At 44.5% G+C, this 25,934-nt stretch carries 21 protein-coding genes; 10 read left to right on the top strand and 11 right to left on the bottom strand.

What is annotated here, in order from left to right; translation table 11 throughout:
- Positions 1–49: 49 nt before the first annotated feature.
- On the bottom strand, positions 50–1,570 hold the full coding sequence (locus L1076_RS17445; RefSeq protein ID WP_237304154.1) for a DUF1254 domain-containing protein: 1,521 nt from the start codon (positions 1,568–1,570) through the stop codon (positions 50–52).
- A 271-nt stretch (positions 1,571–1,841) separates the two neighbouring features.
- Here L1076_RS17445 and L1076_RS17440 point away from each other — a divergent pair, with 271 nt between their 5' ends.
- Positions 1,842–2,048, top strand: coding sequence for a hypothetical protein (locus L1076_RS17440; RefSeq protein ID WP_032801987.1), 207 nt, complete (start codon positions 1,842–1,844; stop codon positions 2,046–2,048).
- Positions 2,049–2,070: 22 nt separating this feature from the next.
- On the opposite strand, the gene L1076_RS17435 is transcribed toward L1076_RS17440, so the two are convergent.
- The 7 genes from L1076_RS17435 to L1076_RS17405 form a co-directional block, all read right to left on the bottom strand.
- Complete coding sequence (locus tag L1076_RS17435; RefSeq protein WP_186175715.1) at positions 2,071–2,604, bottom strand: hypothetical protein; 534 nt, start codon at positions 2,602–2,604, stop codon at positions 2,071–2,073.
- A complete protein-coding gene (locus L1076_RS17430; RefSeq protein ID WP_186175716.1) occupies positions 2,601–2,840 on the bottom strand; it encodes a hypothetical protein in 240 nt (79 codons plus the stop codon). Before L1076_RS17430 ends, L1076_RS17435 begins: the two co-directional genes overlap by 4 nt.
- Before the next feature lie 199 nt (positions 2,841–3,039).
- Positions 3,040–4,488, bottom strand: a complete 1,449-nt coding sequence (gene gnd, locus L1076_RS17425) for a decarboxylating NADP(+)-dependent phosphogluconate dehydrogenase (RefSeq protein WP_005442184.1) — start codon at positions 4,486–4,488, stop codon at positions 3,040–3,042.
- Between the two features lie 40 nt (positions 4,489–4,528).
- On the bottom strand, positions 4,529–5,245 hold the full coding sequence (gene pgl / locus L1076_RS17420; protein ID WP_045421244.1) for a 6-phosphogluconolactonase: 717 nt from the start codon (positions 5,243–5,245) through the stop codon (positions 4,529–4,531).
- On the bottom strand, positions 5,242–6,744 hold the full coding sequence (gene zwf, locus L1076_RS17415; RefSeq protein ID WP_039974423.1) for a glucose-6-phosphate dehydrogenase: 1,503 nt from the start codon (positions 6,742–6,744) through the stop codon (positions 5,242–5,244). The genes pgl and zwf overlap by 4 nt, the downstream gene beginning before the upstream one ends.
- A 619-nt stretch (positions 6,745–7,363) precedes the next feature.
- A complete protein-coding gene (locus L1076_RS17410) occupies positions 7,364–8,050 on the bottom strand; it encodes a response regulator (protein WP_237304153.1) in 687 nt (228 codons plus the stop codon).
- A complete protein-coding gene (locus tag L1076_RS17405; RefSeq protein ID WP_237304152.1) occupies positions 8,047–9,666 on the bottom strand; it encodes a sensor histidine kinase in 1,620 nt (539 codons plus the stop codon). The genes L1076_RS17410 and L1076_RS17405 overlap by 4 nt, the downstream gene beginning before the upstream one ends.
- A gap of 433 nt (positions 9,667–10,099) precedes the next feature.
- On the opposite strand from L1076_RS17405, the gene L1076_RS17400 reads away from it, so the two are divergent.
- Both L1076_RS17400 and L1076_RS17395 read left to right on the top strand, forming a co-directional pair.
- Positions 10,100–10,390, top strand: a complete 291-nt coding sequence (locus L1076_RS17400) for a YkgJ family cysteine cluster protein (RefSeq protein ID WP_082038283.1) — start codon at positions 10,100–10,102, stop codon at positions 10,388–10,390.
- Between the two features lie 88 nt (positions 10,391–10,478).
- Positions 10,479–10,640: a hypothetical protein gene (locus L1076_RS17395; RefSeq protein WP_038867515.1), complete on the top strand. Its 162-nt coding sequence runs from the start codon at positions 10,479–10,481 to the stop codon at positions 10,638–10,640.
- Between the two features lie 85 nt (positions 10,641–10,725).
- Here L1076_RS17395 and L1076_RS17390 read toward each other — a convergent pair whose 3' ends face one another.
- The gene (locus L1076_RS17390) at positions 10,726–11,676 is read right to left on the bottom strand and encodes an FAD:protein FMN transferase (RefSeq protein ID WP_237304151.1); all 951 of its coding nucleotides are present in this window, start codon (positions 11,674–11,676) and stop codon (positions 10,726–10,728) included.
- A gap of 81 nt (positions 11,677–11,757) precedes the next feature.
- The gene (locus L1076_RS17385; protein ID WP_237304150.1) at positions 11,758–14,772 is read right to left on the bottom strand and encodes an NADH-dependent flavin oxidoreductase; all 3,015 of its coding nucleotides are present in this window, start codon (positions 14,770–14,772) and stop codon (positions 11,758–11,760) included.
- Positions 14,773–15,469: 697 nt separating this feature from the next.
- Here L1076_RS17385 and L1076_RS17380 point away from each other — a divergent pair.
- The 7 genes from L1076_RS17380 (at position 15,470) to herA (ending at position 23,935) form a co-directional block, all read left to right on the top strand.
- The gene (locus L1076_RS17380; protein ID WP_038867509.1) at positions 15,470–15,697 is read left to right on the top strand and encodes a hypothetical protein; all 228 of its coding nucleotides are present in this window, start codon (positions 15,470–15,472) and stop codon (positions 15,695–15,697) included.
- A gap of 138 nt (positions 15,698–15,835) precedes the next feature.
- Entirely contained in the window at positions 15,836–17,251 is a 1,416-nt protein-coding gene (locus tag L1076_RS17375) for a TolC family protein (RefSeq protein WP_237304149.1), read from the top strand.
- A 3-nt stretch (positions 17,252–17,254) separates the two neighbouring features.
- The gene (locus L1076_RS17370) at positions 17,255–18,235 is read left to right on the top strand and encodes a biotin/lipoyl-binding protein (RefSeq protein WP_038867507.1); all 981 of its coding nucleotides are present in this window, start codon (positions 17,255–17,257) and stop codon (positions 18,233–18,235) included.
- Positions 18,236–18,253: 18 nt separating this feature from the next.
- A complete protein-coding gene (locus L1076_RS17365; RefSeq protein WP_237304148.1) occupies positions 18,254–19,441 on the top strand; it encodes an ABC transporter permease in 1,188 nt (395 codons plus the stop codon).
- Positions 19,438–20,589: an ABC transporter permease gene (locus L1076_RS17360; protein ID WP_237304147.1), complete on the top strand. Its 1,152-nt coding sequence runs from the start codon at positions 19,438–19,440 to the stop codon at positions 20,587–20,589. Before L1076_RS17365 ends, L1076_RS17360 begins: the two co-directional genes overlap by 4 nt.
- Positions 20,590–20,843: 254 nt before the next feature.
- Positions 20,844–22,109: an SIR2 family anti-phage-associated protein gene (locus L1076_RS17355; RefSeq protein WP_237304146.1), complete on the top strand. Its 1,266-nt coding sequence runs from the start codon at positions 20,844–20,846 to the stop codon at positions 22,107–22,109.
- Complete coding sequence (gene herA, locus L1076_RS17350) at positions 22,106–23,935, top strand: anti-phage-associated helicase HerA (RefSeq protein WP_237304145.1); 1,830 nt, start codon at positions 22,106–22,108, stop codon at positions 23,933–23,935. Before L1076_RS17355 ends, herA begins: the two co-directional genes overlap by 4 nt.
- Positions 23,936–24,162: 227 nt before the next feature.
- Here herA and L1076_RS17345 read toward each other — a convergent pair whose 3' ends face one another.
- Entirely contained in the window at positions 24,163–25,671 is a 1,509-nt protein-coding gene (locus L1076_RS17345) for a DUF3360 domain-containing protein (RefSeq protein WP_009704349.1), read from the bottom strand.
- Positions 25,672–25,934: the final 263 nt, after the last annotated feature.

The following is a 25,934-nucleotide window of genomic DNA, read 5'->3' as shown; positions in this document are numbered from 1 at the left end:
ATAAACAGGTCGGCTTACATCTTCAGCTTCTAGGACTTAAGCTCTTATCTTATTTAACCTCAGTGATATCACTTGGCTTCCATGTACCGTCGTACCAAGGTTCTAGTGGGCCATATACTCGCAAGATGGTGAACCAGCCTTTGTTAGGTACGGTTTGAATCCAGTTTGCTTCTTTGCCTTTCGGCGCTTTCGGGCCAAAGTACAAATCTATCGAGCCATCTGAGTTAGCAATCATGTCATCACGTTTGTCGTTCTTACTAGGGAACGGTTGGCTCGTTTGTAGCTCGGAACGTGTTTGCGTATCGTAAGCCACCACAGACCAGAAGTTCTTCGCAGGCACATTGGCAGGAATCGTCAGCTTGTAATTCTTGCCGCCATCAAAGTACTCGCCTTGTGCAGACTTATCGACAATCGCGTACTTAGATCCTTTACCAACCATCTTCAATGCCATTGCTGGCGTGTTAACCGTTGCCATGTAGAAGAAATAGGTACGCGCATCTAGGTTTCGTCCACCGTTCCCTTCTTCAATTAACCACTGGTAATCGTTGCCAATAAATGCGGTTTTCCAGTTACGGTCGTTCCAAATATATGCATTCTCGGTGCGTGGGTTGAACATCAGTGCACGTGCCGTTGCATTACCAATCGCAGCACCATCTTCAAGGATCTTTTGCATGCGAGCATCCGGTGCAAATGGTTTGCCCTTCTGAATACCGATAGTCGCAATCAAACCACGCATTTCTGGGTCGATGAACTCAATCGGCTCTTTGTCGATCACCGTTTTGATTTCATCATAGAAATGGTCGTCGTTCGCATGGATAGTATTGAAAGACTTACCACTACCAGAGATGAATTCCATCTTCGGCTGTTCACCTTTCTTCGCCAATGGGTAAATCTTCAAACCTGTGTGGTATGAGTTCACAGCAGCATCGGTTTTACCATCTTTCAGGAAGCCACGCGCAATAAACCAGTTGGTATAACTTGTTGACTGCGAGACATGGTAACCCTCAGGGACTGGACCGTCATAGTTTGGTGGCAAGATAAGGTATTTACCACCCTGACCTTTATCTGGGCCTACAACGCCCATATCGGTCACAAAACGGAAGAAGGCATCGTTGACTGTAGTTGGCCCCATGCCCGGCGGGATTTCCACAACCGTTGGACCATCACGTTCTAAATCAAGAAATGCCGATGCGTAAACCGTATCCGTGTTACCCGTTAAAAATAGCGGGTTTGAATCCATCAGATCATCAAACAGCATCACCTGATTTGAACTGGTTAGCCCCATCTTCTCATGCCCGACTCTCAACGCTTCCATAGAGGCCATAGGAATCGCGTTCATAAACACTTCTGTCGCACGCATGGTATCGAGATTGTTGTACAGCGTATCCATGGTTTGTTGGCTTGGCACGCCATCCTTGAAATTCAGAGTACCAATGCTGGTTTCAACCTTATCAGGTGTCATGATGCTTGATGGAATGTCAGTGTTGTAAGCGCCTTTGCTTGCCATCACTGATGATGAAACCAATAGGCTGGTAATCAATGCGACACGTTTAAGTTGAGTCTTTAACATAAGAGTTTCCTGCGTTTTCAGTTGGGATGCATTTACTTTAGTCAAAGATAAAAATCATTTTTGACGCTCAATAGAATCAAAAATGCTGTCTAAAACGCTATGCAATGAAACTCACAACAACTGGCTATTAAAAACTGTCTACCAGGTCAATATTTAATCTTTTTTGAGAAATATTTAGCCTACTTTTTGGGTATCTTCTGAGCAAAAAAGAGACAATACAAATGCGGAGTGAAAGTACTCTGGCTCTACCCACTAAGCTCTGGGAGGCGTTATGAAAAGTAAAAAATTAGGTCATGTAATGTCATTCAGCAGAATGTTTTCCTTCATTGCCTTTCTGACAGCCACATTCGCTTGGGTTTTAAGTATGTATGCCCTCTTTACGGTTTCCGTTGTGGCTCTCTTCGTCAGTGCACTTCTCTACTTGAATGACAGATTCGGCCATCACCCAAAAGGCAATGTAAAAGAAAAGAGCGCTTAGGCGCTCTTTGAGTTACTTCATATCATCCATCCGAATTGGTGCTCATATTCTCTTTGATGAACTTATCGATTCTCTCCAACTCATGATAGTAACCATACATTCCGAGGCGATTGATTTCTGGTTCTATGCAATATCTTTGTTCTTTCACCATGGCCTCTACAAACATCCCGCTTGAAGCAAGCGTAAAGGGTGGACATGCCGAATAACCGTTAATCTCTGCGATGTTTTGTAATCGCCCAAACTCAATTAACCTTCCAGGAATAGCAACGAGTAAAGCAATTGCGGTTACGCAACCTATCCATTTAACAGACATAGCCGAAGATTTAAAAATAACACGAGAGGCCATGAATAACGTTAAAGTAGGCATTAGGATCAAACCACTGATATTCACCATGTGAGATGTACTTATATATATGATTGAAAAGTTGCTGCCTATTTGATGCTGAAGAGATTCCAACGTGACATACTCATATAAGCGATAAAATGAGAACACGCCCAATAAAATAAACATTCCCAAAACCAAAGCCAAATGCACTGGGGGCTTCTGTTCTATCATAAGAAAATCGCCTTGGTGGTAGAGCGTTGGAACTGGCTTATCGATTTCCGTCTTACAATATCTTCATTTATACCATCAACTGCTAGTTTGGCATTCTTTTCGAAAACCCATAAATCAACAAACGCTTTACTGTCTGGAACATAAATATCCAGCTCATTTTCTTTTATATGTTTCAGACAGATATCTTTCTGTGCCTTGTTTCTTTTGCTCAAACACTGAAATCTATCGCTTGCCATACTCTTATTCCCAAACCTGATGTTGAGAAGTATTTTAAGGAGAGTGCTGAAAGGTTCTTCTGCATTTGTGAGAACTGCGTTTGACTTCAAATCATTGTGAAACTGTTAGTTTTAGTAGTATCTCTCTCACGAATTACAGGTAATAAAAAAGGATGCCACTTGGGCATCCTTTTGCTTTTATCCGTTTACTGACTGCAGATTAAACGTCGTACGTTGTCGACGCTGTGTCGCCGCCTGTACCAGTCCAGTTTGTGTGGAAGAATTCACCACGTGGACGGTCAATACGCTCGTAAGTGTGAGCACCGAAGTAGTCACGTTGAGCTTGAAGCAGGTTCGCTGGTAGACGAGCTGTTGTGTAACCGTCTAGGAAAGATAGCGCAGAAATCGTACATGGCATTGGGATACCAGACTCTAGAGATTTCGCTGCTACTTTACGCCATGCTGCTAGGCTGCCTTGTAGGATGTTTTTGAAGTACTCGTCAGAACCAAGGAATGCGATGTCTGGGTTCGCTTCGTACGCATCACGGATGTTGCCTAGGAATGCCGAACGGATGATACAACCACCACGCCACATTAGAGCTACGTTACCGTAGTTTAGGTCCCAACCGTTTTCGTTAGACGCTTCGCGCATTAGCATGAAGCCTTGAGCGTAAGAGATGATCTTAGAAGCTAGTAGCGCTTGACGTAGTGCATCAACCCACTCTTGCTTGTCGCCTTCAACTGGAGTGATTGTCTTACCGAATAGAGATTCAGCTTCAACACGTTGGTCTTTCAGTGCAGATAGACAACGAGAGAACACAGACTCAGAGATAAGCGTTAGTGGAATACCTAGGTCTAGTGCGTTGATACCAGTCCATTTACCAGTACCTTTTTGGCCTGCTGTGTCTAGGATCTTCTCAACTAGAGGCTCACCATCTTCATCTTTGTAGCCAAGGATGTCAGCCGTGATTTCAACAAGGTAGCTGTCTAGCTCAGTCTTGTTCCAATCAGCGAATACTGCTTGCATCTCGTCTGCAGACATACCAAGACCGTCTTTCATGAACTGGTAAGCTTCAGTGATAAGCTGCATGTCGCCGTATTCGATACCGTTGTGTACCATCTTAACGAAGTGACCAGCACCGTCGTTACCAACCCAGTCACAACATGGCTCGCCAGCGTCAGTTTTTGCAGAGATACCTTGGAAGATTGGCTTAACCGCTTCCCAAGCTTCAGCCGCGCCGCCAGGCATGATTGAAGGACCAAAACGCGCACCTTCTTCACCACCAGATACACCAGTACCGATGAAGTGAATGCCTTTCTCACGGCAATGTGCTACGCGACGGTTTGTATCTGGGTAGTTAGTGTTACCACCGTCGATGATGATGTCGCCTTCGTCTAGAAGCGGAATTAGGTTGTCAATGAACGTGTCAACAACGTCACCTGCACGAACCATAAGCATCACTTTACGTGGTGTTTCTAGCTTCTCTACTAGTTCTTCTAGAGAGTATGCACCGATGATGTTTGTGCCTTTCGCTGGACCTTCCAGGAACTCGTCTACTTTAGCAGCAGTACGGTTGTGAGCCACAACTTTAAAGCCGTGGTCGTTCATGTTTAGGATAAGGTTTTGACCCATTACAGCAAGGCCGATTACACCGATATCACCTTTCATTGTTTCTCTCCAATTGTCTTTTATCCGACCAGCGGCCGCATTAAGCGATTTTTGCCGCTGCGTCTAAATCTAAATACCATTCCGTCAGACCCGCTTTCGCTTGGATCTTCGCTGCCGGATATGGAAGTACGCGTGCTGGTGAGCTATTAATCTCTTCGATAATGTCTGCTTTACCAGCGCCAAGTACCAAGTAACTGATGCGCTTCGCTGCTTCTAGTACACGTGCCGTTTTCGAGACACGAATCTGACCAGACTCAGGATGAGAAGCCAATACTGATAGGTTCTCATCATCGTAGTTTGTCTGACCTGGGAACAGCGATGCGGTATGACCGTCTGCGCCAACACCAAGTAAGATCCAATCAAACACAGGAGTGCCATTTTCAGTTGGAATCACTTCTGCCATCTCTTTCGCAAAGCGCTGTGCTTCAGCTTCTGGTTCGTCTTCACCACGAATGCGGTGGATGTTCTCAGCTGGAATGTTCACTTGACTAAATAGTAGTGCATTCGCTTCACCGTAGTTGCTTTCTGCATCATCAGGAGCAACACAGCGCTCATCACCCCACCAGAAGTGTAGGTTTTGCCACTGAATTGACGTCGCGTAAGCTTCTGTTGCCAATAGCTTAAACAGCATTTTAGGTGTGCTGCCGCCAGAAAGAGAGATGTGAACAGGTCGGCCCATTTCGCTAAACGCTTTCATGTCGTTAGCAAGGCTTTCTACTACCTGCTCTGCTGTTTGGTAGATCTTATGGTTGATCATAGTTCGCAGTAGTCCGTATCTGTTAGGTTTTTACAAGGGAAGCGCCATGCGCGGTTAGCTCGCTGTAGCAAGTCGTCCGCTTCTTTTGGTCCCCATGTACCACATGCGTATCCGAATAGCGCTTGTGGGTCTTGCTTGAAATCTAGAATTGGTTGCACGTATTTCCAACACGCTTCAACCGCATCGCTACGAGCAAATAGCGTTGCATCACCGTTTAGGGCATCAAGTAGTAGACGCTCATAAGCAGTTAGCATTTGGGTTTCTTGCAGATCAGCGTAATGGAAGTTCATTTTCACTTCCTTCGCTTTAAAGCCTGCGCCCGGCTCTTTCAGACCAAAGCTCATTTGAATGCCTTCGTCTGGCTGAATACGAATAATCAGCTTATTCTCTGGTGCGTTTTGACCAAACACTGGGTGTGGTGTCTGTTTAAAGTGGATAACCACTTCAGTAACGCGAGTCGGTAGACGCTTACCTGTACGTACGTAGAAAGGCACGCCATTCCAACGCCAGTTGTTGATGTAAGCTTTCAGGCCGATGTAAGTCTCAGTACGAGAATCGTCTGCTACGCCGTTCTCTTCACGGTAACCAGGAAGTTGTTGACCACGAACTTCAGACGCCGTGTACTGACCTAATACAAGATCGTTGCGAAGTGCGTCTTCATCCAGTGGTTTAAGACACTGCAGCACTTTCACGACTTCATCACGCATCGCGTCAGCATTGATTTGTGCAGGTGGCTCCATACCAACCATTGCCAATACTTGTAGCAAGTGGTTTTGGAACATGTCGCGTACTGCACCAGAACCATCGTAGTAACCGCCACGCTCTTCTACGCCTAAGAATTCTGCGCCTGTGATTTCAACGTAATCAATGAAGTTACGGTTCCACAACGGCTCAAACATAGCGTTAGAGAAACGAAGTACAAGAAGGTTTTGAACCGTTTCTTTACCTAGGTAGTGGTCGATACGGTAGATTTGGTGCTCTTGGAAGTGCTCGTGAATTTCTTTATCCAACGTACGCGCTGATTCAAGATCGTAACCAAAAGGTTTCTCAATGATCAGACGTTTCCAACCATCATCCTCGTTATTCAGACCGTGCGCTGCAAGGCTTGCAGGGATCACGCTGTAAAGGCTTGGTGGTGTAGCAAGATAGAAAAGCGTATTACGTTGTTCGAATTGATATTCGTCTGCGAGTTGGTCTAGTCGAACCGCCAACTTGCTGTAATCTTGTGTGTCAGAAGTATTGATTGCTTGGTAATGCAGGTGGTTGATAAATGCATCAAGCGTTTCTGGCTCTGTCTTTTCCATTTCCTGAAGCGATTTTTTCAACTTCTCGCGGTAAGACGCGTCACTGTATTCAGTACGACTTACACCTAGAATGGCAAAATTCTCTGGAAGCTGCTTGTTCGCATAAAGGTGGTATAGAGCAGGAATTAACTTACGGTATGTAAGGTCACCTGAAGCACCAAAAATAACGATGCTGCTGTTTTCTGGTATTACCATCATCTTTCCCTTAAAAACGAGGTACTTATTGTGTGCCCGGATACGGCTAAAAGGATTGAGCCAACCCTATCAATGGCACCCCAAAATAGAAAATTGGTCTTACCTATTACGTTGATAGGTAAAGCCTATAGCCCTAAAACCCACCTCAACGGTTGAACTCCTTAACCATAGTTTGAAATTCAACAACTGGCGGTCTTTTAGGACACTTATGTCTCTCGAGTACAACCTTGCACTCTACGGAGGAGATTTCCGACACGGGGGCGTATTGTCTACGACTATTTGATTTACATCAACACTTGGTAGTGCAAACGTTTAAATAATTTACACAATACGACATAAGCAATTGAATATAATGGAATAAAGCTAACTCATTTTGACTGGGTAAAATTCAAGCAAAAACTCTAAATTGAGGAATAATTGTTCAGATTTGCAATCCATTACATAAGTAATGTGCAATAGGCTACATTTGTCATGTCGCGCGTTTTTTGTTGCGTTTGATTTTGACGGAACAACACTCGAGTGTTCTATCAGAAACCTCCCCGATCTGGAGTGGCAAATTCTTAGAAAAATGAAAGCGGCGGGAAATCGTGCCGCCGTTCTTGCATGTAAACAGTACGAGCTATCGAATCACTTTTTTATAACTGCGTTCTGGTCGCCCTACGTTTCCGTAGTTCAAATCCGCTTCTAGCTCACCTGAGCTAATCAAGTATTCCAAATAACGTCTGGCCGTCGTGCGACTGGCGCCGATCTGTTCGCCTGCTTCGTCCGCCGTAAACATGCCTTCTCCAACAAACAAAGCACGAATCTTGTCTAAAGTTACGCCATCAATCCCTTTTGGTAATCGTTGTGGCGTGCTATCTGCGCTCGTACTCGATTGAAGCATCTTATCGACTAGGTTCTGATCCAAGCTTTCTGCAACGTTCAGTTGTTGACGTTGAGAAATGTACTTTTGCAATGCCGCTTCTAATCTAAGGAACATGACAGGTTTGAGTAGATAATCAACGACCCCGCCACGCATCGCTTGTTGAAGCGTATCTACATCTCTCGCCGCGGTAATTAAAATCACGTCACAAGTTTGATTGTTTGAGCGCAGCGTATTGAGAATCTCCAAACCCGTTCCGTCTGGCAAATAAACATCCATCAGTAACAAATCTGGTTTAAGGATCTCTAGCTGCATTTCTGCTTCCATCCGTGTCGTTGCAATGCCCACTACTTCCAAGCCGGAGAGTTGGCTAAGATATTTATGGTGAAGTTCTGCAATGGCAATATCATCCTCGATGATCATGACTCGCGTTGCCGTATTCATACTTGTTTTTCCTTAGGCAAATACACGGTAATTCTCGTTCCATGTTCTGTATTTGGTAGCATCTCAACATAACCGTGATAACGCGTCGCCAGTTGATTCACAAGGTGTAATCCTACCCCTCGATTCTGACGCGACTTGGTTGAAATGCCCTTTTTCAAGAGCTCTTGTGGCTCAATGTTTTCCGGTAGCCCACAACCTTGGTCGACCACCTCTAAAATCACTTCGTTTCCGTAATCACTGATCGACACATCAATACTGCGACGCTCTAATGCAAACGCAGATTCAACACGAATAGCAGACAAAGTTGCGTCAAATGCGTTATCGACTAGGTTGCCAAGAATGGTCACCAAATCTTCGGCATTGAGCCATTCAGGTAGCGGTTCTAGGCGACTGCCTTCTTCGACCACCAGTTGCAAACCAAGCTCCCGTGCACGTTCTGTCTTGCCTAAAAGCATGCCAGCGATAAGAGGATCTTTAATGGTGTCCCGCAAGAACTCAATCATCGCTTGGTAATGTGCCGTCTCTTGCCCAATAAGCTGCTGCACCGCTTCTAGCTCACCCATTTGAACCAAGCCGCTAATGGTATTGAGCTTGTTTCTGTGCTCATGCGTTTGTGAGCGAAGCAAATCCGCGTACTCTTTGGTTTGTGAAAGTTGCTCGGTGAGTTCGTTGATTTCATCACGCAAACGGAAGCTCGATACTGCACCGACGATTTTTCCATCTACAAAGATCGGTGAACGGTTCGCGATCAAGCGTTTGTGATTGAGGAAGATCTCGATGTCGTGATCTTCTTGTCCTGTTTCTAACACCGTATACAAATCGCTATCTCGGAGCGTATCGGTCAACGGTTTGTTGAGCGCGGCTTCTCGGTCGATGCCTAGAATTTGGCATGCGCTACGGTTGATTGAGCGTAATACACCTTGCGCATCAACACTGAGCACCCCTTCTTTAATGGTGCTCATAGTCACATCCAATTCACCGTATAAACGACCAATCTCTTCCGGCTCAAAGCCCATGATCGCTCGTTGGAACTTACGTGACGCATAGTTAGAGACCACGGCATTGGCTGCAACCACAACCAATGCCATTACAATTAGAAAAGCAAGAAACGGCTCGATTCGATCTTGCAGACGCTCTAAGAGATAACCGACAGAAACCACCCCAATGATGTTGCCTTGCTGGTCAAAAATCGCCGCTTTACCACGAACGGAATAGCCTAGAGAACCTTGAGCCGTTGAGATATAGGACTTCCCCTCCACCAACGCTCTTTGGTTATCACCGCCTTTCATTGGTTTACCGATACGTTCGTCGACGGGGTGAATCAGACGCACACCATTTTTATCGCCGATAACAATAAATGCAGCACCCAACGCATCGGTCATTTCACGAAAGCGCTGTTGATATGGGTCAGAATTTTCTGATTCGATCATCTCAAGGACAATATGAGAAGTTGATAAGAAACGCGCGACACCGAGTGCTTTCTCACCCATCTCTTGTTCTTGGTCGAACTTAAGGTAAGTAAAGCCCGCGGCAACAAGAATAAGAAGTTCGATCAAACCCGACAGCGTCATAATAATGAGCATGCGCTTGCGAAAGCTGATCGTTCTCCAACTCATTGATATATCCTTTATCGACTCTCAAACTACCACGTCACTGTGACGACGCTCCTACGTTAACACTGAGTTAACAAAGGCGTACCCTCTAAATGACAAATATGTGAACGAGGGAAATAATCTCGCTGGCTGGTGCTCAGTTTTTAGGCGCCAGGGAAGAGAATATGATCGTCCACTCTCCTACTTAAGTTACTTTCTGGCTGACAAAGTTAGGGTCTGTTGACCTTTGAGCTGATTTTTGCAGCGAATTGTTGGGTATTTATACAAGACAGAGACTTTGCGGAGTAGCTTGCCTACATGAGAAATCGATAACGTAGTAGAAATGACCAACAAATGCTGCCCAAAGGGTTCAGCTAGGCGCCCCCAGCTAAAAAATAAAGGTCATTTGAACTAGCATTTACGGTATCATGCACAATTGATCTAGTTGTAGCTATCCATGAACATACCCACTAAAAACCCGTTATCCTCCAATGTTTCTTGCTCAAACTGCCAAGCATGCTGCTGTCGTCTTGAAGTTATGATTATCTCAGATACTGGCGTTCCAGAAGAATTTATCGAACGTGATCAATATGGCGGTGAGACAATGATGCGACTGGATGATGGTTGGTGCGCAGCGTTAGATAGAGACAGTTTAATGTGCTCTATTTATGAAAATCGGCCTTGGATATGTCGCGAGTTCGAAATGGGATCGGATGAATGCCTTGATGAACGAGTTAAGTTCTTATAAAGCAGAATCAGCGGCTTTATTTTGCGTTTGCTCCCCTTAACTAGCGGCATGTTAAAGTACACGGTTCGCTCTAAAATGAAAAAATAACATGAGAAAATATTACATTGTTGAAGGCGACACGAGCGCCAAAAAGCAAAAACTGGCTTACCCAAAACTCGCGCTGTGTGACAAGTGTGTCAGTGGCTATGTGGTGATCAGTGAAGAAGAACGCACTTATGAAGAATGCGTGAAGTGTGGAGCCGATGACTAATCACCTGACTTCAATAAAATCATGAGATAACAAGGGGGAGAATGTATACTTTCTGCCTCTGTTTCGTGTCTCGCTTCGATAAACCTCAGCGCAGGTAAATCCCGCCATTTCGATCGATTAGTCCCTCGGTAACAACAACCTCACCCAGCTTTGAAACCGCCGCTGCTTCAATGCCAACTTGTTGATTTAAATAAGACATAGACTCTTGCATTGATGGTAAAAAACCTGCTGTGCTCCATATTTCACCATCGACCGAATGCTCCGATAGAATCGTAAGCCCAGCGATATCAGTCTCAATCGGCATTCCCGTTTTTGCGTCCAACAAATGATGGTAACGTTGCCCATTGCTCTGAAAAAAGCGCTCATTGATCCCAGAAGTGACCATCGACATCCCTTTAAGTGGAACAACGCGAATCACATCACCACGTTCCCCTAACGGATTCTGAATGCCAACATTCCATGCTTGATTCGTATTAGTTGGTGATTGACCAATCGTTAATACGTTCCCCCCCAAACTAATAAAACCATTTTCTACGCCAGCAGAGACTAACTCTCGTTTAACCTGATCGGCGAAATATCCTTTAGCAATGGCACCCAAATCTATCTCCATACCGACGTGGTTTAAATAAACAGAGCATTGGTGCTCATCAAGGATGACTTGGCTAGGGTCAACCAATTTAAGCTTTGTTTCAATCTCTTCACGGCTCGGAACCTTGGCATCTTTAAATCCAATTCGCCACGCTTTCACAAGAGGACCAATCGCAATGTTGAAAGGATGATGTCGGTCTTCACTGACCAATTTTGCCAGTTTAATCAGGGCAAAAAGGTCCGGTTGAACACAAACGGGAGCAATACCTGCGTTTTGATTAACGCGCATCAGTTCCGAATCTGGTTGATTCACCGTAAAACGTTGAGCGTATTGCTCTAGCTGAAAATAAGCTTCTTTTATCAGCTTTTCACCATTGGCGTGGTAAACGACAAGGTCGATGAATGTGCCCATCATCGGAAATCGTGCGCTGTATTTCTTTATGCTCATCTGAAGATCCGGAATGTCCAATGTGAAGAAAGAGGGAAGCATCGCTCCCCTCTTAACTGGTACTTCTTAACTTAATGACGATTAAACAAGGTCAGATGCACTTTCACCTGCGATTCGGCCGTAGGTGAAGATGTCGATCAAGGCATTCCCGCCCAGACGGTTACCCGCATGGATGCCACCCGTAACTTCTCCCGCAGCGTACAAGCCTTCGATGATGTTGCCATCTTTACCGATAACGCGCGCTTTAGTATCGATTTTCAAGCCGCCCATCGTATGGTGAACCGATGGTTGGCGAGGTGTGGCATAAAACGGGGCTTGCGCCACTTTCAAACCAAACGCACTCTTATGAAACTCAGGATCATGCCCCTGCTCTACACAGACATTGTACTGTGCAATCGTATTGGTCAAATCAGCAACTGGCACATTAATCTTCTCAGCCAGCTCTTCTAGCGTATCGGCTTGAACAATAATGCCTTCTTTAATTTCTCGCTCAATGGTTTCATCCGATGTGTTCGCCGCGGTTTGACGAATATTTTCGTCGGCAATCATGTAGATAAGGCCACCATTATCGAAAAAGGCATCCGAAAGCACGTCGCGACTTCCGCACTCGTCAACAAAGCGCTTACCTTGTTGGTTAACAAACACAAAGTTCTCTGGCGGAACAATCAGCCCCGTAAGCAAAGCACCCGACTTAGGGTCACCGATCGGCATTAACTGCACAAATCCCATGCCTACAAGTTCTGCACCGGCCTTTTCACCGATTTCAATACCATCACCGACAAGCGCTGGTGAGTTGGTGGTTTTGATATCGTCCGCGATTTCTTTCCAGTATGAGTTGTACTTTTTGATCATTTGAGTGTTTGCACCAAAACCACCTGAAGCCAGAACAACACCATGATTTACGCGCAGTACAAGCTTAGTGCCGTTCGCTTGAACCGCTTTGATACCAACGACTTTGCCATCTTCTACAATCAGATCGGTAGCCCGCGTATCAGTAATAATGCGCCCGTTTTGGTCTTGAATACGTTTTGACAGTTTATCGACAAACTCAACGCCCTTTGGACGTTTTGGTTTGTGTGCTCGACGCCACAACGCCCCGACTGGAATTTCCACGACACTGCGGTCAAAGTCGATGCCCTTTTCACTCAACCAATCGATGGATTCCATAGAACGAGAAGTCAGCGTTTCAACCAAGTCATACTGACCATGGATAGACTCACCATTTAAATCAGTGCGTTTACCACCAAGGTAAGTTTGGATGCGATGTAACTCTACCGAATCAAACAAGTACTGTTTGCCACTTTCTAGGTCAGTGAAGTAGTTATCGAGTTGTGATTTCAGCACTTTGAAATCAGCAAGGTACTCATCCACAAATTCTGACTCTGGCGTTTTCGCCAGCAACATTAGCGTCTCTTTCTCACCCGGAAGCGCAGCAAAGTCATTTTGCCATTCAGGTTCTGCAGCATTAACCCAACCACCCGTTCGAACAGTGTTACCACCAATCGCAGGGAACTTCTCAAGCAAAATAACTGACTTACCCTTATCAAGCGCTGTCAGCGTTGCACTCAAACCAGCACCACCGCCGCCAACAACCACAATATCAACGGTTTCTTCGATGGTTTTTGATGACCATTCAACCGCTTCCTTCGCTTTACAACGCAATGCTTCTGAGTTGCCACCAGCCAAATCAACCGCATTTGACACGCCATCAAGAACCGCTTGGCTGCTGACTGTCGCACCTGAAATAACATCGATATTCAGTGTTTGTCCGTCAAGGATCTGCTGCGGAATACGCTCAAAAGCAGGGTTTGCAATACCATCAGACTCTTTAGATGAATCGACAAAAATCTCTAATATTTTATCCTCAGAGAAGGTAACCGTTACTGGTAAGTCACCATTGTGACCGCGCCCATATGCCGTGTACTCGCCCGAATTGAATTTAATCGGAATGTTTTGGAGCTCTTTAATACGTTGGTGTTTTAGCGCTTCGGCTGCACTATCAACAATCATGTAATCCATGATTTCCCAAAGCGGTGTTGGGATCTGCAATGCTTCTTGCTGAGCAATATCAGCAAACTCAGCGCAAGTTTCGTTATCCAGCACCTTACCTGCCCATGTTGGTTCTACCAAATAGCCTTTACCAACACTGACCATGTCATAACCTTGTGCCAATGCACTGTCCGCATCTGCACGTTGAGCGATACCACCAACACCAATGACAGGCACTTTTGCTACGGCATCAGATTGAAGTTGACGATACTTGTCGATAAGTAACTCTTGATCTTCTGGAGTAACAATTGAGTTACGTGCCCAACTGCCCATCGAGAAATGGAAGTAATCTAAGCCTGAACTCGCCAACTTATCCAATAGGAACATTGTGTCTTCAAAGCGAATGCCCGGTTGCTCGATCTCTTCTGGCGAGAATCGGTAACCGATAATAAAATCCGACTTATCATGAGATGACGCGACTTGTTTCGTTTTATCTAAAATCGCAAGAGGGAATCTGGTGCGCTTCTCAATGTTACCACCCCATTTGTCGCGTCGACGATTTGAATGTGGTGAGAAGAATTGTTGGATCAGGTAAGTATTTGCGCCGTGAATTTCAACACCGTCAAAACCAGCGAGGATGGCACGATTGACTGCATTACCGAAGCTTTCAATCATGGCTTCGACTTGCTCTTTTGTCATTTCTAAAGGTGTTTCCGCATTATCGCGAAGTGCAGCGACAGGACTTGCCGAAATAGGATGATGACCACCGTTGTATTCAGGGTTAGCCATACGACCGGCATGGTAGATTTGAAGAATGGCTTTGGAACCTTTCGCTTTAATCGCGGTGGCGAGCTTTTTCAAACCTGCTATTTTGCTATCAGTATCAATCCCCAAAGCACCAGGGAAAGCACGACCGTAATTCTCAACGAAAGCACTTTCAACAATAATTGCGCCAGCATCACCTGAGCGAGCGGCGTAGTAATTGATCATCTCTTGAGTCACCCCGCCATCAAAAAAAGCGGACTGAATCGTCATCGGTGCCATCACGATGCGATTGCTGAGTTTGCCCCCTGACTGAAATACGATTTCATCGACTAACTGAGCCATAAATAGTTTCCTTTAACAGATTAATTCTCATATGAAACGTACCTGCAAAAAGGATTTACTCATCACAAGCATTTTTGATATGAGAACCAGTCAGATCCTCTAATAACCTCAAAAATATTATTGATTTATGCGCATGAGTAAAATGAATCGTTTGCATTTTTAACATGATTTTATTGCATTAATAAAAATCAGAATGCCTTTCTCGCAAAGAGTTAAGTCGAAATAAGTAGAGATAAAGACAAAAGGGAGTACGAATTAACAACGCTGCAACAGTGACAACATTTGACGCTTTAAAATCATCAGGTTCATGCTTATGTCACGTACACGATCCATCATTGATAAGCGAAACGAAATATAAAAAAGCAATCAAATCGCCAGCCAAATAATGTTGTTATTTATTCAACACCATACATAAATTGCCATCTAAATCTTGAACACGATCACATCAAATTTATCGGTTTTTGAGGCGTTTTGAGACTTTCCATCGTATAATTTTTAGTCAAGAAGCCAGAGAGAGCTTCGGCAAAAGAAAGCAGCCAACTGGAAGTCTATTTAACGCTCAACACTTGCGTCAGAAAATTTGAAGACACATTGATAAAAATACAAATACTGACGTTAAGACAATCACTTAGACACCATCTGCCACTGCAATAACTATAAACAGAGGCGCTTTTATAGTTAGAAGGAACACCTAAACATGGAACGCGATACATTTGGAATTTGCCTGAATAAGGCTATGCTGTCAGAGAATATGTATTCAACGTTTACTCACGTCAGAGCTTACGAAAAGAGTGATGCCAGCTCCCCAGATCTTAAGGTGCTGCTATCGTTCCCACAGATGAGTGGTAAAGACCTGCTGAATACAATGCGAGGTTCTCGCCAACTTGAGTGGAGAGCAGAGTTTCACTGCCCTTCCATGAAATAAAAAACAACACAGCTGCGCTCAAGTGGTCTACACTCAATTGAGCGCAACATTTCTCCAACAATTCTTTTCGCCAATCACTTAACACTTTCGAATGAATACTTTATATTAGAGCTAATACTCTAAAGCAAAGCAGCCACTATGAAACAAACCGGAAAGTTCTGGATCTTGGGCCTTCTCAGCAGCTCAATTTCTCTTGCCTGTCAATCGGCTCCCATCACATTTGATGACGCATGGAAATTGTTGTTAGAAAACAACTATTCACTAAAAGCACAGCGTGCGAACGTTGAAAGTTACGAATACCAACAAAGTGCGACAGACAACCTTAATCTTCCACAAGTCAGCATCGGAGCGAATTACACGCGCTTAGACACTGACGTAACTGTCTCGGGTCAGCAGTTATTCGACAGTACTGGGCAACAAATCAGTGTGCCACCAGTCTTTCAACCTATCTTTAGTGCACTTGCGAATACTACTTCAACGATCACTGAGCGTGACATCTTCTCCTCTTCGATTCGTGCTATCTGGCCAATCTTTACCGGTGGTCGCATTAATGCTGCTCAATCAGCAGCAGAAGGTAAAACAGACGAAGCAAAAAGCCAGCTCGCGATGGAGCAACAGGCGCGTTTTGAAGATCTCTCTAAATACTACTTCTCGGTTGTATTAGCGAAAGAAGTGCTGGCGACTCGCCAAGCCGTCGAAAAAGGCTTAACCAAACACCGTGATTTTGCAATTAAGATGGAAGAGCAAGGCCAGATTGCAAGAGTTGAACGCCTTCAAGCAGAAGCATCACTAGACAAAGCGAAAGTAGAAACTCGTAAAGCGGCCAGCGATTTAAGTATTGCCCAAGCTGCTCTTGGCAAAATCTTGGCGCAAAATGATTCGGTAGAGCCATCAGAATCCCTCTTCATCAATGACAACCTTCCTCCATTGAATGCTTTTGTCGATCAAACTCTATTGACCTACCCTGGCTTGGATTTATTAAATGCGAAACACAAACAAGCATCGAGCCTGATAAAAGCCGAGAAAGGCAAATACTATCCAGAAGTCTATTTGTACGGTGATTACAACCTGTATGAAGACGACTCACTTGCCAGCCAAATTAAGCCCGATTGGTTAGTTGGCGTCGGCGTGAATATTCCTCTGATTGAATCCACCGGTCGCAGTGAAAAAGTGAAAGCAGCGCAAAGTATGGTCACGCAAGTGGATGCACTAAAGTCACAAGCCAAGCAAGACTTGTCGCTTCTGGTACAGAAAACCTACCTAGAGGCGCAGCAAGCCATTGATGAGGTCCAAGGTTTAGAATCCAGTATCGCCCTTGCAGACGAGAACCTACGCTTACGCGAAAAAGCCTTCACTCAGGGCTTATCTTCATCTTTGGATGTGGTCGACGCGCAACTGTATGTCGCCAGCGTAGAAACACAGCAATCTGCGGCGCGTTTCCGCTATCTAATTTCTTTGACCAAACTATTAGCACTAAGTAGCGAAACGAACAGCTTCGCTCAATACCAACATACTGCTTACGTTCCAGCATCAACATCCAAAGAGGCAAAATAAGTCATGGCAGCAAAATCTCTAAAACCCGCTCTACTATCTATTTGCGCTTTGGGTGTCGCTTCTTGGGTTGGTTACCAGTTCTACCAAGCGTATCAACCGGAACCCGCTCGCTTGCAAGGTTTGATAGAGGCGCAGCAATACAGCATCTCTTCTAAAGTGCCAGGACGTATTGATGAAGTCATGGTGCGCAAAGGCGATGATGTCGAAAAAGGTCAGTTGATCTTTACCCTTCACAGCCCAGAAATCGAAGCAAAGCTAGAACAAGCAAAAGCGGGTGAAAAAGCCGCTGGCGCGTTGGCGTTAGAAGCAGAAAAAGGCGCGCGTGAGCAGCAAATTCAAGCAGCAAAAGACCAGTGGTTGAAAGCACAAGCGGCTGCTAATTTGATGGAAAAAACTTACCAGCGCGTAAATAACCTCTACAAAGATGGCGTTGTCGCAGAACAAAAACGCGATGAGGCGCTGACTCAGTGGCAAGCTTCTAAGTACACCGAGAGCGCAGCGTTCCAAATGTACAACATGGCAAAAGAAGGCGCGCGTAGCGAAACCAAAGTCGCAGCAGCAGAAAAAGCTCGTATGGCAGCTGGTGCTGTTGCCGAAGTAGAAGCCTACGCGAAAGACACACAAATCTTCAGCTGGTTTGATGGTGAAGTCTCTCAAGTACTACTGCAAAGTGGTGAGCTGTCTCCTCAAGGTTTCCCGGTTGTGACGGTTATCGATACGCAAGACTCATGGGCAACCCTTAACGTACGTGAAGATTTGCTCAAACACTTTACCAAAGGTACTACGTTCGAAGCTTATCTGCCTGCCCTTGATAAAGACGTTGAGTTTAAAGTAACGCACGTTGCCGTTATGGGTGACTTCGCGACGTGGCGCGCCACAGATGCATCAAAAGGTTTTGATCTTCGTACATTTGAAGTCGAAGCTCGCCCTACCCAGCCAGAGCCTGAGCTTCGAATGGGCATGAGCGTCGTGGTTGACCTGTAATCGCGTTGGTTTAGTACTATGACGATTCAAATCTCACAACGACAGGTCCTAAGGCGCGATAAGTGGTTGCTGTCTTGCCTTACTTGGGTGCCGATCTTATTGGCAATCAGTATTTGGGGGGTATTCTCTGCTGGCATTGCCAGAGATCTTCCTATTGGCGTGGTCGATTTACAGCACTCACAGTTGTCACGCAAGATGATTCAATCTCTTGACGCCTCATCCACCCTTTCTGTTGATTACCACTACGTCAGTTCAACAGAGGCCAAAAACGCGATGATTGAAGGTGATATCTATGCCTATGCAGTGATTCCACCTCAGTTTGATCAAGACATTCTTTTGCATCGCCAACCGCAGCTCTCCGTCTTTTTCAACAGCCAATACATTTTGGTTGCGAAGTTGATAAACTCCGCGGTCGCGCAATCTCAAGGGTATTTTGATGCTCAGCTTGAAGCCATGGGTAATCTAGCGAAAGGCAATACCACAACGTTAGCCGCCATTGGTCAAGCCGTGCCAATTTCGACTCAGATTACAGCCTTGTTTAACCGCAACACTAACTACGCTCAGTTCTTGGTAACCGCGATTGTGCCTGCTATCTGGCAAATCTGTGTCGTGGTCAGCACCATTTTGATCCTCGCGGCGCATTTCCGTTTATATGGTAATGGCCATAACAGCTTCGCGTTCTTAGGCGAACGTCCTTTCACTCGACTAAGCAAAATTCTGAGCCAGTACATTCCTGTATTTATGGCACAAGGCGCGCTGTTCTTAGTTTGGTTTTATGTAGTGCTTGATTGGCCGATGGAAGGGAGTTATCTGGCAATGTTATTCGCGCAATTCGTAACGACCATTGCATGCATCATCATGGGGGCATTGTTCTTCTTCCTATCCATGGACCCAGCACGCGCGATGAGCTTTGCTGGCGCATTTACCGCACCGAGCTTTGCATTCATGGGAATCACCTTCCCAGTTTCAGACATGAACACATTAGCGCAAGCATGGCGAAGTCTACTACCGATCACTCATTACATTGAAGTACAAGTGGATCAAGCAAATTACGGCGCTAGTGTAGCGCAATCTATCGGCTCCCTATGGCCGATGGCTGGGTACGTTACTCCGTTATTGATGACGGCGGCTTTGATGGCAAAACATCGTAATACCGCCTTACTCAATAGCGCAACTGGTGCTGATGGTAAGCAGGGGGCAATATGAACTTATGGCAATTGATTAAAACCGAGTTTCGCTCAGTGATGACCAATCCTGTCGTGGTACTTACTGTCTTTGGTGGCGTAGTGTTTTACTCGTTCTTATACCCACTTCCGTACGCGCAACAAACGCCAAGAGAACAGCCGATAGCGATCGTGAATCTCGATGGAAGCCAAACCAGCTTGAAGCTTGAGCGTATGGTCGATGCGACGCCACAAGTTAAAGTTGTGACACGCCTACACACCATTGCTGACGCGAAACAAGCGTTCTTAGACCGAGAGATCACGGGTTTCTTGGTGATTCCAGAACACTTCTATAAAGACTTGATGCTTAGCAGCAGTCCTACTCTGGCTTATGCGGCTGATGCTTCCTACTTCTTGGTCTACGGCACCGTGGTAGAAGGCCTTGCCACCGCAGGGGGAACTCTTGGCGCAGAAGTAAAAGTGAGCAAGATGGTGATTGATGGTGTGCCACTAAGTATGGCTAGCCATGATTACTCCGCCATTAAGCTGAACATGAAGCCAACCTTCAATCCAACCATGGGCTACATCGAATACGTGGTGCCAGCGGTGTTTGTGTTGATTCTTCAGCAAACACTGATCATGGCAATTGGTTTGCAGACCGGTACTCAACGCCATGGTCGCGGTTATTGGTCGCAAGTACCAACGGGCGCTTTGCTGTTCGCCAGAACCGTGGTCTTCGTTGCTATTTACTACCTGCTTAGCGCTTACTATTTTGGCTTTAGCTTCGAGCGCTTGAACGTCAACCACATTGCCAACGCAGGTGAGCTACTGACCTTGCTGTTGCCATTCTTGCTTGGTTGTTGTGGTTTAGGTTTATGGCTCGGGTACTTGCTACCAAGACGCGAGTTGGTGACACTGGTCGTGCTGGTTAGCTCAATGCCATTAATCTTCTTGGCAGGCTTTATTTGGCCAGTTGAGTCGATCCCCGCCCCACTACTTTGGTTTGCCGATTTAAGCCCGAGCACGTGGGCAATCAAAGGCTTTTTAGCACTCAACCAAATGGGCGCAACGTGGCAACAAGTCGCTAAACACTGGACCGCTCTTTGGGTACTGACCGTACTTTGGGGCGGCGTTGCTTACTGGATTGCCAAACGCAATACCAAACCAGTAGTAACAGAAAGCTTAGGGTAACGGCTTTACATCCAATAAAGAAAGGGGCTCATGTGGCCCCTTTTTGTTTGTTCGGATATTTTAGTAACTGAGTTGAAATGAAGAATCATTGGCTCGTTTGGACAAAAGCGAGTTAGGACAACCACTTCACTCACTTGTAGAGAGTTCAATAAGATACTTGTCTTTCCTCAGTTCATTTGACTACGTGATTTATTGTTTTTATACACATAAAGTTGCACAATATTCTCAGTGTGTTTTTATTTGAGAATAATCAAATGAGTAACTTTATCTATCAAGGCGGTATTGCAATTTCTGAGGATGACTTTCAAAGTCATCTAGGCTCTTTATGCCAATTAGAAAATATTGGTGTTCTTCTTGGTGCTGGTGCATCCGTAGGATGTGGCGGAATGACAATGGAAGGAGTATGGCTTGATGCAATAAACTGTTCGCCTGATCTACTCGATGAATTACTTACTTTTAATCTCATAACTCAAGAAAATATTAATAATAAAGATGTTAATGTTGAGCAACTTTTAGATCAAGTAACTCAATATTTATCGGTATACAAAAAGACAACACCATTAAACATCGAAACAGATTTTGAGTCCCAACCAGTGGGCAAGCTTCAGAAAATCCTCCTTTGTTTATATCAATCAGTAACTAAAGCTGCACTACTGGTAAAGCAAGAATCTTTTGGTGACGAGAAATTAGGGTCTCAAGACAAGTTCAAATATCACAGAGAACTGCTTGAAAAATTAATTTCAAATCGTCAGCCAGGTCAAGCAGCTCCGATGCTTTTCACCACCAACTATGATCTGTCATTAGAATGGGCAGCCGAAGAAATAGGCATCCAACTTGTTAATGGTTTCTCTGGACTTCATACGAGAACTTTCCAACCCCAAAATTTTGATTTGAGCTTCAGAAACGTTAATGCAAAAGGTGAAGCCAGATTTGGACACTATCATGCTTATTTGCATAAATTACATGGCTCATTGTCATGGATTCAAGAGCATAACAGTGACATTAAAGAAATCCCCTCTGCTCTGGCTAAAAATCGCTATATTGATCCATTGCTAAATGGAGAGCCTGTTTATGACAAGCAATTCTTAATTTATCCAGGTGCGAATAAGTACCACCATACAATCGGCTTTGTATATGGCGAGATGTTTCGTCGGTTTAGTGAGTTCTTATCAAAGCCTCAAACAGCTATCATCATCAACGGATATGGTTTTGGTGATTACCATATCAATCGGATAATTCTAGGCGCACTACTAAACCCATCTTTACATATTGTTATTTTTTATCCTGAACTTGATAAAATCTCGGTAGATGCCGAAGGTTTAAGCGAATCTCAAAAGTGTATTAAAAAGCTCAAATCACTGTCATTGAATCAAATTACAATTGTTGGTGGAGGCTCATCTGCTTACTTCGATTCATTTGTTAAATATATCCCGAAACCAGTTTTATTCCCTAGAGATACTTCAACGCAAGATCTTGTAGCTGCGATTAATGATTTAGTTCAAAGTGGAAATCAGATATGAGCATTGAGACTATTGATTCTATTGGGTATGTAGTTGCTCTTGAGGGAACGAAAATTCGCGTTAACTTACTGGAAGGACATAAAGGTCAATTAGCATCTCACCGACGCGGTATAAGTTCAGTTTCTCAGCCAGGTGATTTAATTGGATTAGATGCAGGTACTAATCTTGTGATTGCCAGAGTTACAGACATGGCATTTGTTGACCCAGACAAAGCCCACTCTTCTAATGTCGGTACAATGAATATAACGGACACCCCTTTAAGACAGTTAATTGCATATTCAATCGGTTATGTATATCAGAATGGTGAAAGTCGACAATTTATCTCCGAGAGTTGGAAGTTACCAACATTAGGAGCGAAAGCTATCCCACTATCGAGCGACTATTTAGAAACTATTTACGGCGTAAATGCAGACGAAAAAGATTCAGCGATTGAACTCGGACGAGATTCTAGAACTAAAACAACCAAGATTAATGCAGGCCTCAATTCTCTACTATCAAGACACCTTGCTGTCCTAGGCAGCACGGGCTATGGAAAATCAAATTTCAATGCTTTATTGTCACAAAGAATTCGTGAGAAATTTAAAAGCTCTAGACTCGTTATATTCGATATCAATGGCGAATATGCCGATGCTTTTATTGGACAAACACGAGTGAAAGAGACGATCTTAGGTAGCGGTTTTGCTGCTAAAGTATTCCCGCCTATAGTCGTACCACCTCCGCCCCCCGAGGTTTTTGATGGTAAGCACCCTTTCTATCACCAAATTCCTTATCAGGCATTTGGTTATGCAGGCTTAATCAAGCTACTAAGACCGAGCGATAAAACACAATTACCTGCATTACGAAATGCCTTGAAATCACTTCATATGGTCTGTGCAGGCAACAATGGTAATATACTTACAGGAGAGACCATACCGCCTTCTACAACTCCAAATTGGTTCGAATTGGTTGATGATTGTCGGCAAGATGGACAAGAACAATTAAGTCAATGGTTGAGAAAACTAAGAAGCAACTCACTTGGGTATTTTCCAACATGGCCTCCTTTTAAGGCGCTAGCTAACCTTGTTGCAGAGTTTGGCTGCCAAGCTTTCACGCCCAACGGTACAAGTAAAAGGGATGCTTTTAGTTATGGCAACGTCTTGCCATTAGTTAAGATTATCCAACAACTTGTAGACGACCCTCGCTTTAACAATGTAGTTAATCTATCTGGTGGCCAAGCTATCAATAACCCTGCGATCATGTGGGACGAAGAAATTGAAAAAGAAGTCGACTATATTTTTGGTAAAAAATCGGGGGAACTGCAAGATTGGGACGTTCATATCATTAATTTGAAAAATATTGCAGACGATCATGCCCCAATGATTTTAGGTTCACTTTTAGAAATGTACTCAGATGTATTGTTTAAACGAGGCCAAGATCAAAATTATCCAACAATGCTTCTTTTAGAGGAAGCACATCATTACCTTAGAGACCCTTTTTCGGAGGAAGGTACTCAACTTAAAGCATACGAAAGACTTGCAAAAGAAGGGCGTAAATTTAACTGCTCTTTACTGGTGAGTACGCAGAGGCCGTCAGAGCTATCTTCTACAGTTCTTGCCATGTGTTCAAATTGGATTTCTTTGCGTTTAACTAATGAGCGGGACATCAATGCACTTAGACATGCGATAGAAAATGGTAACGAACATACTCTTAGTGAAATTTCTGGTTTACCTAGAGGGGACGCTATCGGTTTCGGTTCAGCTTTCAACATCCCTATTCGCTTTTCCATCGATGAAGCTGAGCCTAAACCAAAATCTTCTGATGCCGCATTTGCCTCTATATGGTCATAGTAAGTATCTTATCTACGAGTTTCAGCACCACTACCGAGAATCGAAGAGGTTAGATCTTTCTTTTCCATTTTATACCTAAAAATAAATGCGAAAGTCAGACGTTGATAAATGCTCGTAATTATGAGCAACTCATAGTGGGACAAAAACGGTTTAGATCAACAGAACTAAACCGTTTCTATCAAGTTAGAAAAAGGTTCTTCAAACCATAAATCGTACTACGAACCTATCTAACGAAAACTTGGGATAATCGCTGGAATTCCCGGTAATAGACCAACCAGCGCCATTACGCTTGTTAGCACAACAAACATAATGCCAGGCAACACCCAACGGCTCATTTTACTGAGTTCCCCACTACGTTCTTTACAGCCGACTAAGCCTAAGTTATCTAACAGCATAGTGAGCGACCAACCAAATGCAGGGTTAACGAGCGCTGAAGAAAATACAACAATCGCCGCAGATTGTGTGGTTTTCCCTTCACGTGTCATTTCCATTCCAGCTTCTAGCAAAGGAACAAATACCCCAACAATAAGCGCAACACAAAGTACAGGTTGCCAGATCGCTAAATCCATTGGGTAACCCCAAACAGCAGCGATGATACAGAACAGTGCCGTTAGTAACGCGCCGGCAGGAATGGGACGTTTAGCGATAGCCGCCGGAACGATGTAAGTCCCCCACGAAGACGTAAAGTTAGTTCCACCGAGCAAAGAGCCGAACGTCTGACGAATGGAAGCTGTGGTCATCGTATCGTCGATGTTCATATGTACTTTTTCTGTACGTTCTGGATAGCTGATTTTTTGGAACACTTGGTGCCCTAAAAAATCTGGCGACCACATGGCTACGGCCAAAATAGCAAAAGGCAGTACCACCATGAAATGTTCAATCGTCGGTAAACCTAGCATCCATCCCGTATCTTCCCCCCACCAATACATAGGGTTCATATTGGGTAAGCCCGGCTCAGTTTGAAAAGAAAACGGCGCGCCCATGGCAAAAGCTAAAGTACCTCCTAGCAAACAACTAAGAGGGACAGCTAGCCAACGCTTACGAAAATGTTCCAGTAATGCATATAAAATAATGGTGCAAAAGATCACGACAAAAGCGATGTGGCTCATGCCTATTCCCTCTGCCCAAGCGAATAGTTTTTTCACTTGAGAGACGGTTCCAACAAAGCCAAGGTAGAGTAATAAGCCGCCACACACGCCTTTACTGGTGAGGTTTGCCAGCATACTACCACCTTTACTGATGGCTAACAGTATGCCAAAAGCACCAATCAGCAGACCAAAGGCCATTGGGTGCCCGCCTGCTGCAACGACGATAGGAATTAATGGAATGAGTGGGCCGTGTGTACCCGCGAGGTTTGCGGTCGGCAGTAGAAAGCCTGAGAAAAGAATAATGAAAACAGAGGCGATGAGCAGTTCATAACGAACATTTTCTAAAATAAAGCCTTCATTCAGCCCTAGCGCTCCGGCAAAGGTTGCTGCGATGGCTCCCACCATAACGACTTTACCAATGGTCGCGGCCATCGCAGGAATGGTGTCTTCTACCTCGAAGCGATAATCTTTAAACGGCAAATTGGGACGCCAACGTTTAGGCGCCATGATTTGCAACTCGTGCTCTAAATATTGTTCTCGAGACTCAAACTCCGAGCTTGGTTTATGTTGTTGTTCATAAGTGAGTTCATCCTCACTGGCTTTAGGCTTATCTGTTCCAATGTGTACGGACTCTAAAGTGCTGCTCATTGTGATTCCTTTCGTTCACACTCTAAGGTGTGTTTTTCCAACCAACGTTGTTTACTCACTAAACGAAGATTAAGCGAGTCGTTGTCTATAAATTCTCTGTTATACCAATCGTAGTAAATAACTGGTTATTCTAGCTTGTTAAAATACTCGATAACTGCGTTGCAATTTTTGATTGTAGAATAACTACTTATCGAAAAATTGCGCCTTGTTCTCAAGCATTTTCCCTACGCTATTTCTGATCACTTATTTACTGTGATTGGTAT

This window comes from Vibrio sp. MMG023 (genome assembly GCF_021654215.1).
Taxonomy (GTDB): Bacteria; Pseudomonadota; Gammaproteobacteria; order Enterobacterales; family Vibrionaceae; genus Vibrio; species Vibrio jasicida.
This window is presented reverse-complemented; position numbering and strand designations above follow the sequence as displayed.

Excerpts from the sequence above, each read along its gene's own strand:
- L1076_RS17445 (WP_237304154.1), bottom strand. The coding sequence starts at position 1,570 with ATGTTAAAGACTCAACTTAAACGTGTCGCATTGATTACCAGCCTATTG.
- L1076_RS17430 (WP_186175716.1), bottom strand. The coding sequence starts at position 2,840 with ATGGCAAGCGATAGATTTCAGTGTTTGAGCAAAAGAAACAAGGCACAG.
- L1076_RS17370 (WP_038867507.1), top strand. The coding sequence starts at position 17,255 with ATGGCAGCAAAATCTCTAAAACCCGCTCTACTATCTATTTGCGCTTTG.
- L1076_RS17375 (WP_237304149.1), top strand. The coding sequence starts at position 15,836 with ATGAAACAAACCGGAAAGTTCTGGATCTTGGGCCTTCTCAGCAGCTCA.
- L1076_RS17355 (WP_237304146.1), top strand. The coding sequence starts at position 20,844 with ATGAGTAACTTTATCTATCAAGGCGGTATTGCAATTTCTGAGGATGAC.
- zwf (WP_039974423.1), bottom strand. The coding sequence starts at position 6,744 with ATGGTAATACCAGAAAACAGCAGCATCGTTATTTTTGGTGCTTCAGGT.
- gnd (WP_005442184.1), bottom strand. The coding sequence starts at position 4,488 with ATGAAAGGTGATATCGGTGTAATCGGCCTTGCTGTAATGGGTCAAAAC.
- L1076_RS17365 (WP_237304148.1), top strand. The coding sequence starts at position 18,254 with ATGACGATTCAAATCTCACAACGACAGGTCCTAAGGCGCGATAAGTGG.
- L1076_RS17410 (WP_237304153.1), bottom strand. The coding sequence starts at position 8,050 with ATGAATACGGCAACGCGAGTCATGATCATCGAGGATGATATTGCCATT.
- herA (WP_237304145.1), top strand. The coding sequence starts at position 22,106 with ATGAGCATTGAGACTATTGATTCTATTGGGTATGTAGTTGCTCTTGAG.
- L1076_RS17385 (WP_237304150.1), bottom strand. The coding sequence starts at position 14,772 with ATGGCTCAGTTAGTCGATGAAATCGTATTTCAGTCAGGGGGCAAACTC.
- L1076_RS17360 (WP_237304147.1), top strand. The coding sequence starts at position 19,438 with ATGAACTTATGGCAATTGATTAAAACCGAGTTTCGCTCAGTGATGACC.
- L1076_RS17435 (WP_186175715.1), bottom strand. The coding sequence starts at position 2,604 with ATGATAGAACAGAAGCCCCCAGTGCATTTGGCTTTGGTTTTGGGAATG.
- L1076_RS17395 (WP_038867515.1), top strand. The coding sequence starts at position 10,479 with ATGAGAAAATATTACATTGTTGAAGGCGACACGAGCGCCAAAAAGCAA.
- L1076_RS17345 (WP_009704349.1), bottom strand. The coding sequence starts at position 25,671 with ATGAGCAGCACTTTAGAGTCCGTACACATTGGAACAGATAAGCCTAAA.
- L1076_RS17380 (WP_038867509.1), top strand. The coding sequence starts at position 15,470 with ATGGAACGCGATACATTTGGAATTTGCCTGAATAAGGCTATGCTGTCA.
- L1076_RS17400 (WP_082038283.1), top strand. The coding sequence starts at position 10,100 with ATGAACATACCCACTAAAAACCCGTTATCCTCCAATGTTTCTTGCTCA.
- pgl (WP_045421244.1), bottom strand. The coding sequence starts at position 5,245 with ATGATCAACCATAAGATCTACCAAACAGCAGAGCAGGTAGTAGAAAGC.
- L1076_RS17390 (WP_237304151.1), bottom strand. The coding sequence starts at position 11,676 with ATGAGCATAAAGAAATACAGCGCACGATTTCCGATGATGGGCACATTC.
- L1076_RS17405 (WP_237304152.1), bottom strand. The coding sequence starts at position 9,666 with ATGAGTTGGAGAACGATCAGCTTTCGCAAGCGCATGCTCATTATTATG.
- L1076_RS17440 (WP_032801987.1), top strand. The coding sequence starts at position 1,842 with ATGAAAAGTAAAAAATTAGGTCATGTAATGTCATTCAGCAGAATGTTT.